The sequence below is a fragment of the Lentzea sp. NPDC051838 genome (genome assembly GCF_040681245.1).
Classification (GTDB): Bacteria; Actinomycetota; Actinomycetes; order Mycobacteriales; family Pseudonocardiaceae; genus Lentzea.
In genome coordinates, this window is the sequence record NZ_JBFAYI010000003.1 from 26052 (window position 1) to 38486 (window position 12435).

Genomic DNA, 12435 nt, shown 5'->3' on the forward strand with positions numbered 1-12435 from the left:
ATGACCGTGCCCTCGGAGCTCAACTGGATCTTCATCATCCTCGCGGGCGGCGACTGGCCGCCGGGCCGCGAGGGTGACATCTGGCAGATCCACGAGGCGCTTCTAGAGGCCGGCGACGAGCTCGACGGCGTGGTCAACGGCCTGGTCCTGGCCCTGCAGGACGTGATGAACCACGTCGATCCGACCATCGGCCGAGCCTTCTGGCGCTACGGCGAGAAACTGGCGGAGCAGCCCGCGTTCTACGCGAAGGGCGCCCGCGACCTGGCCGAGATGGCGCGCGGCTACTCGCTGAACGTCCAGGGCGCCAAGATCTCGATGATCGTGCAGATGATCTTCGCCGCCACCGAGATCATCCGCATGTGGTTCGACCCCTTCGAATGGCCTTTGATCGGCCCGTTCATCGGCATGATGCAGGGCGTCGTCAAGCTGATCTTCCAGAAGTTCGCGGAGTGGATCGCCCGCGCCCTGCAGATCCTAATCCGCACCAGCTCGACGTTCCTCGGCAAGGCCGTCAACCAGATCACCGTCGACTCGGTGACTACAGCCATCGGCAAGATCATCTCGGAGATGGTCCAGCAGGCGCTGGACGAGGGCTTCGAGGAGGTCTTCGAGGACGCGATCGTCCAGGTGTGGCAGAAGATCGAGAGCGACAAGGCCTGGGACTGGGACGACACCCTGAAGTCGTTCGCCTATGGCGCTGCCGCCGGTGCCTTCGCCGGGTTCTTGGGCGGGAACGTTGCCCACTTCAAGCCTCAGTGGGTGGGGAAGTGGCAGACGTCCGCGTTGATCGAGGGCGCGACCGAAGTGTTCGTCGGGGCGATCACGATTCCGGCCGGGGGTGATCCCGGGGACATCTGGAAGGGGATGGTCAACGGGCTCGTGTCCGGTGGCGGCACCACTGCTCTGCACAACTGGAAGAACAATCGGGATCAGAAGTTCAAGCAGGACGGGGTTGACGGGCCTGGGGCGATCAACGTTCCCGGGTCTGGGAACGGGTCTGGGCTGGGGGCGCCCAACCTGGGTGGGGGTGGGCTTTCTTCGGGTTCGGGTTCGGGTTCGGGTGGGTCTGGGAGCGGCGGGGGATCGGGTCCGAACTCGGGCTCCGGTTCGACCTCCGGTTCGAGCAGTGGCTCCAACTCGGGCTCGAACTCCGGTGCCAACTCGGGTTCGAACAGCGACTCCAACGCCGGCTCCAACTCCGGTACCAACTCGGGCTCGAATTCGGGTACGAACAGCGGGTCCAGCTTCGGGCCGAACACGGGCCTGAACGGTGCGCCTCCGCCTGGGTCGCTCGTGCAGAACGGTCCGGGATCCTCCAACCTGGGTGGCGGCAGCGGGCCTGGCACGTCGGGCGGCAACACCGGGACTGGCGGCAGCAACGTCGGTAGCGGTGGCAGCAACTCGAGTACCAGCGGCAACAACTCGGGTGGCGGAAGCACCAACTCGGGCGGCACCAACTCGGGTACCAGCAATACGGGTAGCGGTAACTCGGGTAGCAGCAATGCGGGCAGCGGAAGCGGCAACAACACCGGTGGCCTGAACAACGGGCCGGGCAACACGCCGGGTGCTCCGAGCAACACGCCCAACACCCCGAGCAACACCGGTGGCAACACCAGCCAGACGAACACGCCTCCGCCGTCGAGCAGCGCGTCCAACCCGTCCTCGAACGTGCCCTCGCCGTCGACGAACGCGCCGAGCACCTCCGTTGACGCGCCTCCATCGTCGAACGTGCCAGCGCCCTCGACGTCGACGAACGTTCCGTCGCCGTCGACCAGCACGCCCTCGCCGTCGACGAATGTGCCGTCGAGCTCGTCCAACGTTCCGAGCACCTCGGGGAACGTGCCGTCCACCTCGTCGAACGCACCCAGCACGTCGGTGAACGCACCATCGTCGAACACTCCATCTTCGTCGACAAACGTGCCGTCGTCGAACACGCCTGCTACGCCCAGCACGTCGACGCTGAACACGAACTTGGGCGACAAGCACGGGGCGCCTGCGGTGGTGCCGCAGTCCACTGTGGAGACTTCGTCGTTGTCGGTGCCGCCGCCGTCGGTGTCGCCTGATGTCGTGACTGACTTGTCGGTCACGGACAGTTCGAACGACAGCCAGTTCGGCACCACGTCGGTCTCTCCGGCGCCGACACCGAACACCGCTACGCCGAACACCTCGACCAGCAACACGTCGGTCACGCCGAACACGACCACGACGACTAACACGACCACGAGCACCACGCCGACGCCGAGCACGCCGAAGGTCGACATCAAGGAGTCGAGCTCGACGACGGTGTCCACCGAGACCACAGGGCCGGAGTTCTCGGTGGACGTCACCTCCACGCCGAAGGTCGACGCCGCGCTCGAATCCGACGTGCACGTGCCGATTGCTCCGGAGCTGGACCAGGACTTCGACCCCCAACTGTCCGACAGCGACACGGAGTCCGAGACCGACACCCTCTTCGACCACGACGAGCGCCACGCGGGCCTCGGCTACGACCCCGACTCGGACACCGACGTCGAGTCCGATGTGGACGAGAAGGTCGGCAAGGAGCTCAACCCGCACGAGGGTCTGCTCGGCGCGGTCAACTCCGAGCTGAAGCGCTGGGGCTGGCCGGGTGGCAGGGTCGATGCCGACGAGCTGAACGTGGTGCTGGCTGACCTCGGCGCGCAGCAGGTCACGTTGTCCAAGGATCCCAAGGGGGCTGGGCGGCAGGTTGCGGAGACCTTCGTGTCCGGGACGATCGCCCGCGAGGTCGGCGGGATCGGTGAGTACCTGAGCTCGGTGCGGGACAACGGTGAGTCGTCCGGCACCAACGTGCTTGTCGTGCTGGGTGACGATCTGCGGTTGCGCGGGGAGAAAGTCGGCGACTTCTACCGGCTCGGCGAGATGAACCTGTACGTCGGGGTCGACGTCGTGAAGCGGGGGAGTTCCGAGCAGAAGAAGGCGCTGGCCGACCAAGTGAGGCAGTACCTCGGCGATGGCGTCACGTTGTACAGGGGCGTGCCCGGCTGGCATCCGAGCTGGCACGAGATTCGCAACGGTGCGGTGCCCGCGCTCGACGGGAATCCCAACCCGGACTTCAGCGCGCACGAGACGAGTTTCATCCCGTTCACGGCCGACCTCAACGACGCCCAGCTCGCCGCCATCACGACCGAGGGGCCCGAGGAACACCAGGATCTCCGGTTCGTCCAGGGGTACGACCCCAGCGATCCGCAGTTCCCGGTCGGCACCGTGGTGACGACGAGGATCTCGGTCGCCAGTGACACGCCGCTGGTTCTTGTCGACGGCCGCACGGCGCGGGTTGGTGGGCCGGTTGAGCAGTTCCACGACGTGGTGCTGACCATGGGCACGCCGGTGACGGCCGTGTTCGACGGCGACCACGACGGCACGGTGCTGGGCGACACGATGCCTCCGGTGCCCACCACGGAGGAGGTTGTCGACTTCGTTGCCGTGTATGGGGATTTGTTGCCTGATCCGCGGCCGGCGCCGGGCAAGGGCAAGGGGCGTGCGGGTGGTCCGAGCATCAGGGTCGAGACTGACGCGCCGGTGTCGACGGAGAGCGACGGGTACGAGAGCGACCTCGACGATGACGAGAAGGTCAGTGGCAGCGAGCACGCCAGCGAGTACGGCGGCGACGACGACCAGGAGCAGGACGACGACCAGGAGCAGGAGCAGGAACGACCGCACGCCTCCGCGCCCGGCGACCCCGGCGACTCGGACGACGACAGTTCCGACAGCGAGTCGGACAGCGAAGACGACGAAGACGACGACCAGGATCAGGACCTCGGTGGCGGCAACCTGATCAACGGGCAGCCGGTGCCCGACACGAGGCCTGGCAGCGTCGTGCCGCGCATGGTCTTCAACCTGGACCAGCACCGCCAGCTCGACCTGCAGGGCGTCGACACCATCGTGGCCAACGGCGACACCGCGGTCGACAACGTGGTGGACGCGATCAGGAGGAGCCTGCCCACCGACGCACCGCGCGAGCACGCGCGGATCACGACCAACCTCGGCAACTACACGACCGACGACCGCGAGAACGCCGATCTCAACGCGATCGCGGAGGCCGCGGGCGTCCAGATCCACGTCCTGCACCCGAACGGCACGTGGACGTCGCACGGACCGGTGACCGGGCGGCCCGTGCACGTGGTCGAGAGCGACGTCAACGGGCAGCCGCGGTACCTGGCCACGAAGGAAGCCGTCCACATCGGACGGATGGACGTGCACTACCCCGGGTCGACGACGGCCGAGTGGGACGGCGGCAAGCACTTGGTGCACCGGGGCGAGTTCGAGGTCGAGACGATCGCGGGCAAGCACTACGTCCGGCTGTACACCGCGCTGGCGAACCCGGCGGCGGCCAACTCCGATCACAAGGACGTGCACCAGCAGGCCGACGGCACGGTGACCATCACCAGGGGCAACTCGCCGGAGTTCTGGGTGAACTCGGGACGTCCGCTCCGCGCGATCCAGTGGGTCGCCAAGTACCAGCACGAGTGGGCGCAGAAGCCCGAGCTGAAGCCCGTGCTGCGCAGCTATCTGGTGCCGTTGAAGACCTTCCTCGACCTCACGAACAACACGAAGATCGAGGGTGACCCGGTCGCGACCGCGTCGGGCACCACCACGACGAACGTCGACCAGAGCGCGGACGTCAACCAGTTCGGTGTCCGAGGTGTCGACTGGGACGCGTTGCAGCGCGATGTCCGACCGGGTTCGTTGGTGACCTACGCGCCGGACAGGAGCAACGGCTACGACCTGCCGCACCTGGCGGGGCGTCAGGAGCACCTGGCCGATCTCTACGCCAGGCTCGGGCTCGACGACGACTTCAACCCCGCCGCGCTGGGGCCACGCAACGACCCCTGGTTCGTGTGGTCGAAGGGGCACGCGTCCACCAACTGGCGGTTCGGCGGCTTCCGCAACGACCCGGAGGCGTTGCGCACGCTCGCGACCGACCTGACGAAGTTCTACGTCGGCTGGACGAACAGGGACTCGGCGAACCAGGTCGGCACGGCGCTGACCGATCCCGCGTACGACACCATCCCGGGTGGCAGCAAGCCGAAGGGCAGCGCCAAGAACACGGACAAGAACGCCGAGCTCAACGAGTTCATCAACACCTACGGCCCGCCCTCGGAGAACCTCGGCCAGATCACCTCCGTGGTGGAGAGCAGTGTCGCGGGGATCCTCGCCCAGCAGGTCCCGGCCGGCACGACCATCCCGATGGCGGGTGGTCAGCCGATCAACGTCATCAAGGACGCGGTGCAGGCGTCGTTCGACCGGGTCAAGAAGGACATCCAGAACAACATCAACAAGGCCGTGCTGCCTCCGGCCGCCACAGGTTCGCCGCCGGCCGTGCAGGAAGACGGCCTGAAGAACCTCATCGTCAACGGCGGCCCGCGGGGTTCGTTCGCCGACCAGGTGATCGCCCCGGTGATGGCCACCGTCGCGGCTTCGACGGTCGTCGACCCGCGTTTCCAGATGATCGACAAGGCCGGTGCCACCGACGGGAAGGTGCCGGGGCTCGAGCCCGTGCTGCTGGACGGCCTGAAGCGCGTGGCCGAGCGCAAGTTCACCGAGTTCGCCACCGGAGACACCGCGCCGGACTGGGCCACGAACGGCGAGAAGGGCACGGGCAAGAACGCCGGCTGGTTCAGCGGGACGCGCATCGACCAGTTCATCCAGGACGTGGTCGCGGATCTCGGCAGGGACCCCGATTTCGTCGCCGACGTCAAGGCGCTCGGCCTGCACATCGACCACGAGGCACTGATCTCGGTCGTGGCGTCGAAGGCGGGCGTGGGTTCGGCGAAGTCGCTGGAGACCATCACCACCTCACAGCTGTGGGACGTCGAGCCGGACGAGCTCAGGCGGAGGATCGTCGACGACGTCCTGCCCCAGTTCAAGACGAAGATCCGCAAGCAGCTGAGCGACGCCAACGATCTCTCCCTGGTGAACGCCGGGTTCCGCAACACGCTCTCGGACGCGATCGTCGACGACGTCGAGACCGCGGTGCAGGATGCGTTGCAGCAGGCCGTTTTCACCGAGATCAGCCGGGACCGGGTCGACAGGTTCATGGCGAAGATCCCCGACGTCGCCACGCAGGCCGAGATCGGGTCGCTCATCGCGACCGACCACCGCCGCAACAAGGTGGACTACAACACGAGGACGGCGACCGACGGGCCTTACCTCAACGAGTACGGCCGGTGGCGGGTCGAGCACACGAAGGGCTACACGCAGTACAACGATCCGAAGGTGTTCGAGCGGCACCGGGAGATCGGTGACCGCCTGGCCACGGAGATCAACCAGAAGTACACGGACCTCAAGCCGACCTCGGCCAACGACCTGCTGACCACGCTGGTCACCGAGATCGACAAGGGCCTGACCGGCCGCGAGAACCCGAACGGGTTGCAGCGCAAGTTCGACGAGGTCGTCGCGGAGTCGAACAGCCAGGGCGGCCCGTACCGCAAGGACAAGAACAGGGCGAACCCGAGCACCTTCGGCGAGCACGCGCAGATGGTGCTGAACCAGTTCCTGAAGCTGACCCAGCACGACAACGACGCCGACCGGTTCGTGTCCCGGGAGGCCCTGGCCAAGGCGATCCTGTTCCACGACATGGAGAAGGAGAACTCCAAGCACCAGTACGGCGACGGCCAGGAGCAGCACGACCGCGAGCCCGAGCACCTGGGCGCGGTCAGCCAGATGAACCGGCACGAAGGCCTGTGGACCGACGAGCGCGACTTCAAGCTCGTTCGGTCGATGGTGGACGCCGACCCGCTCGGCTACTACATGCGCGACCTGGGCGGGGTGAAGGCGAAGGACGCCCACGACTTCATCAGGAACCTCGCGGAGACGACCGGCAGGCCGGGCGGCGGGCCCGTGACGGATGCCGACGTGCTCGAGTTCTTCCACGAGTTCCACCAGTACTACCAGGCGGACTTCTCCTCGTACACGGATCACGCGGAGTTCGTGAACAGCTACACCGGAGACGTGGAGAAGTTCAAGAAGACCCCGATCGCCGGGATCCTCGACACCGTCCGCGGCACCAAGGAGCTGATCCTCGACGAGGGCGGGCGGCGGTATCGGTACACGCCGAAGTACGAGAAGAAGTACGAGGAACTGCTCAAGCTCTTCACGAAGACTCCGGACGTTCCGGCGTCCAAGCCTGCCGATGTGGTTCCTGAACCGGTGCTGGAGAACGACTTCCGGGGTGCTAGTACGTCCACTGCGGACGTTGAGGTGCAGGACGACTTCGACGGCGTCGGTCTCGGGTTCCTCGATGACGACGTGGAGGCGGCGCCTGTTGAGGTCGTGCACGAGTCCGAGGGCGTGGAGTCGGACGACGACTTCCTCGGAGGGCTCGGGGGCGGTCTGTTCGAGGAGGACAGCTCGCCAGCTGTGCCGGTTGCGCCTGCTGTTGCCGAGGACGGCGAGGAAGAGCAGGACGGCGAGGAAGAGCAGGACGACGACGAAGACACCGACACCAGTACCGAGGAAGGTACGGATGACGAGTCGGGCACCGATGACGAGTCCGAAGAGGACGATGACCACGATGACGACGAGCCCGGCCAAGGAGGCTTGACCGAGGTCCGCCGCGGCGAGGACTTCGGCACCGACGAGGAATGGACGCGGTGGTGGAACGACGTCGTCGCCGACGCCGAGGCAGATCGCCAGAACGAGGACACGACCGCGGCGGACGCGGAGGCGCGTCGGGTCGTCGCGTCGGTGTTCGGGCCGGCGAGCGCGCAGGATCGCGACTGGGTCCGCGACCTCCAGGCCGACGCCGAGATCCTGGTGGCGGACCAGATCCTCCACGACGGCGGTGTGATCACCGTCGAGTCGATGGAGCTGGCCGCGTGGGCAGCTGAGCAGTGGCGGGTCGTGGACTCGGCGCCAGTGCGGGACCGGCTGATACACCTCGACAACGTCGACGACGCTGCGGCGTGGGATGCGGCTCTGGATGTCGAGACGGAGGTCGACGAGCAGTACCTGGATATGGCGCGTGAGCTCGTGGCCGATGCGCTGGGCGACTTCGAGGGTGACGACCGGCAGGACTTCGCGTGGCGCCGTGACAGGGTTGAGGAGCTGGTCGGGGAGCAGCTCCAGGCGGACAACGGGTTGCAGGGCCGCGGCCTCGTCCTGGCGCAGTGGCTGGGCGAGCACATCACGAACCTGACGGACGTCACCGACGACGAGCGCGAGATCGGCACGATCCCGGACGAAGACGTAGACGTCGACACCACGCGGTACCAGGCCCCGCACGGCATCGGGCAGGGGCGCGGGGACGTCGAGTTCCGCGACGAGGCCGCCGCGATGCAGCAGATCGCCCAGGCCGTCACGAACGCCGTCAACGACCGGCAGCGCTCGCTGCAGGCCAGGGAATCGTTCCTGCACAAGGTGAAGACGGCGTTCGACACCGTCAAGCGGACGCTCACGCAGAAGCCGCGCCCGGAGGCCGTCACCACGCGGCAGTTCAACGAGCAGGCCGTTCAGAACCTCGTCGACACCGAACGTCCGAGCAGCGTGCTCGACGCGATGCTCAACGGCGGCGTGACCATCCGGGTCATGACCGACACCCCGCTGGGCCAGGTCGAGCAGGACGTGGTCATCCGGGCGACGCTCGGCCCCGGCGACTTCCAGCGCACGGCACCAGGACTCCCGCACGCCGCGCCGGTCGAGGGTGACCTCTTCGGTGCCGACATCAACCCCGACGTCGTGCCGAACGCGCTCAACACCGTGCCGGACGTCCAACTACCCACCGAACTGCAGGCGCACTTCACCCACGACCTGCGGATCACGATGGACGCGCCGCTGGGCGAGTTCAACCGCACCGCGGTCATCGAAACCGCCGTGAACTCGTCGATCGCGGCAGACCAAGCGCTCGAAGAACCAGCGCCGCAGACCGAACCCATCCGCGAGAACCGTCAGGCGTTGCGCCGCGAACAGAAGCGCAAGGGGCACATCGGGTTCAGCGAAGACGCCCACGTCGAAGCGACGCCGGCACCCGCGGTCGAGCTGCACAAGACGATCACGAGACTGCTGCACCCCGCCGACGCGCCCCGCCGCGGCACGACGAGGCCCGCGCCCACGCCAGCAGCCACCCAGCAGATTCTCGACGCCACCACGCCGACAGAGTTGTGGGACAACGTCCGGCAGTCGATGTCGGAACAGGGCCGCACCATCACGTTCGACAGGGGCTCGCTGTCCCAGGTGACGCTCAAGCTCGACCTGCAGAACCGCCAGCTGCTGGAGGAGATCCAGACCGACGACGGTCCGCGCTACCGGGTGCGCGGCACGCCGACGTGGGACGTGAAAGCGAGCTACCGCAAGACTTCGGTCGACGACACCTGGTCGGGTTCGCTGCTCAGCGCCCCGGACACCCCGGTCGACCTCTGGGTCGACGAGCAGGGCCTCAGGGACCTCGGCCTCGCGCCACAGACCACACCCACCCACACCACCCTGGAAACGATCACCGAGGAGGACGAGGACGGCGAGGAGAGCTCGTTCCAGCCGACTCCCAAGGGGCCGTCCGAACAGGTCCTCGAAGGCATGCCCGACTACCTCGTCAACAGCGAGGGCTTCGGCGAGGCCGCGCCGCACACCCAGGTCAAGGGCATCAGCATCGAGAGCGCCTTCCGCGGCATGCTCCCGGCAGGAAGACGAATCCTGGTCAAGAGACAGGACGGCGTGCGTCGCCCCACTGGCAGGCACAAGCAGAAGATCCAGGGCCTGCACCACGTCGAACGCGCGATGAAGAACGACGTGCCGAGCATGCTGGGCGACGGCCGCGAGTTCACCGTGGAGATCGACGGCAAGCCGCACACGTTGGTGGTGAAGGCGAAGCTCGACTGGACGACCGCGAACGGCGTGCCCGGCAAGCCCCGCTGGACGATGCCGCCGGAGACCCGCTACCGCCGGTTCCGCAAGGCGGGCAACGGGTACTCGGTGGATCCGTCGCTCGCCCTGCCGATCACGGTGACGGCCTCGCCGCCGTTGCTCGTCATCGCCACGCCGTCCGGAACGCCCAACGTCAACCAGAGCATGCAGCGCGACGTCTCCGAGGAGCACAAGCGCGCGTCCCTCCTGCTCGATCTCGACGTGCGTGCGAGCGAGGTGCACGTCTCCTACGAGTTCGAGCTGCGCGACGCGAAGCAGGACCTCGTCGGCCGCGTCGAGCACGGCGAGAACGAAGGGCTCGGCGGCACGCTCCGGTTCGGGCACCCCAAGGCACCGCGCGCGAACGGCGGCCGGGGCCTGAAGCCGTTGACCGGCTCGCCGCCCAAGGACTTCGGCCTGGAAGAGCTGCTGGTCAACACGCCGGAGGGCTCGTCGTTCTTCGACCAGGTCGCCAAGATGCTGCCGAAGCACCTCACCGAGGTCGGCGCGCCGGGCCGGGACGTGCTGCAGGAGTTCCTGCACCGCACCAACATCAAGGCCGAACTGATGAGCATGGTCACGGCCGACCCGATCGACCACCCGGACTCCAGCTGGCGGCGCTCGGACCCGTTGATCAAGGGGCCGGTGAGCAGCCCGGCCGACCTGTTCCGGAACAACTCGGTGATCGAGATGCGCGCGGTGGCGCGCCAGGTCGAGATCGTCGAGGAGATCGAGGACACCGACGACAAGAAGCACACGTCGGCCTTGCTGGACTGGGACAACTCGAAGGCCGCCCGCACCGACACGTGGACAGCCAAGCGGCGCGGTGCCCTCAGCGTGTTCGCCGGAACGTTCGTGACCGCGGGCAAGTTCATCGTGACGCTCGGCGGCCTGGTCAGCGTCGGCCACGACCGGTCGTGGAGCAGCAAGTTCAAGCGCGAGACCGGTATCCGGTTCGAGCACGACTTCGGCGGCAAGCTCGTCCGCTACAAGACCGTGTACCAGCTGCAGGTCCGGGTGCTGGGCCAGCCGCCGGTGTTCCTGGAGGGCGACCTCGTCGGCGCCCAGGTCGTGACGCGGGAACGCGCGCTGGCCTCGGGCATCGTCGACCCCGGGCCGGACGAGCACGCGCCCCAGTACCGTACCGGCGACGACCGCACGCACTTCGCGCCGGCGCACCTGGAGTCCGGGTTGTCGACGGCGGGTGCGAAGGTGCACACGTTCCGCGGCAAGGACAGGATCTACGGGGCGATCGCGGACACCCTGCGCAAGGTGCCGAACCACCACTGGTACCACTTCAGCTCGTCGGAGTTCATCAAGTACTTCGACGACCCGGACCTGGCGGCGGGCCTCAAGTCGCTGATCAACGACACCACGCGGCGCCAGCGCAACGCCAAGTCGCGCATGTCGGACAAGCAGCTGATGCAGCTGGTCGACCTGATGCTCGGGCCGGGCCTGGTGATCCCGCTCGTCAAGCAGGGTCCGTTCACCGACACCGTCGTGATGGTCCGGATCAAGGCCACGCTGGAGAGCCTCGCCGACGGCGACCTGCAGATCGACCTGGCCGACTCCACCACGGAGACGCGGACCAAGGAGTACGAGACCCGCACCTTCACCGCCAGCAGGTCGACGAGCGCGAGCATCGGTGTCCAGGGCCGGGTCACCGCGGCGATCGTCAAGGGCGCCAACGTGTTCCTGGCGACGCTGAAGATCGGGCGCACCTGGTCGTCGTCCGTCTCGATCGCCAACGACACCGGCAAGGTCACCGAGCACAAGCACGCCGGCACGAAGCTCACCGAGTCCGGCGGCCAGAACGACACGCAGATGCGGCACTTCGCGGGCGATCTGCGGCTGACGCCCGAGGTCACGACCTACACGCGCACCAACAAGGCGCTGCGCAGGATCAGCCTCGGTAAGCCGGGCAGGCACGGGCTGGACGTGCGGCCTGTCGCGCTGGACGGCGAGTTCACCGGGCTGACGAGGGACCAGGACACCCCGCTCGGCCAGACCGTGCCCGTCGAGCTGCTGATCCCGAACCACCTCGTCACGGAGGAAGCTCCCGAAGCGCTCGTCGTCACGCCGACCCCGGTGGAGGACCTGCCGGACACGCTGATCGACAACCTGCCCAAGGGCGACCGGACGGTGGAGGGCGCGGACGTCCTGTCCATCGCCGGCACCGAGCACATCGTCCACTCGGTGTACCGGATGCTCGACCGCGCGTCCGGCGACCCGGCGTTCGCGCAGCGGGTCGGGTCCAACGCCGAGCTGGTCACCGACCAGTTCTCACCGGAGGCGTTCCGCAAGGATCCGCGGATCTTCGGCAAGGTGCACGTGGTCGAGGGCATCGGCCACGAACGGCGCCGCGCCGACGTGCACGCGCGAGCCGGTGTCGTGCTGAAGCCGGTCAACCCCAAGCGCCTGGGGCCGGTGGAGTACCAGCGGACCAAGAACACCACGGTCAGCGGCACCGCGGTGAGCATGGCCAAGGGCGCCACGACGTCAGTGGACTTCGACATCACCAACGTGGACGCGATCAGCGGAACCGCGGATCCGGTGGCGGGCGGCGCGAAGGGCGCT

At 67.5% G+C, this 12435-nt stretch carries 1 protein-coding gene (cut by a window edge); it reads left to right on the forward strand.

Translation table 11 applies throughout. From position 1 onward, the window contains the following. Positions 1-12435, forward strand: the 5' portion of a protein-coding gene (locus AB0M24_RS09160) for a hypothetical protein (protein WP_363763143.1). Its footprint extends 18741 nt past the window's final position; only the first 12435 of its 31176 coding nucleotides appear in the window; its start codon is at positions 1-3; the stop codon falls past the right edge of the window.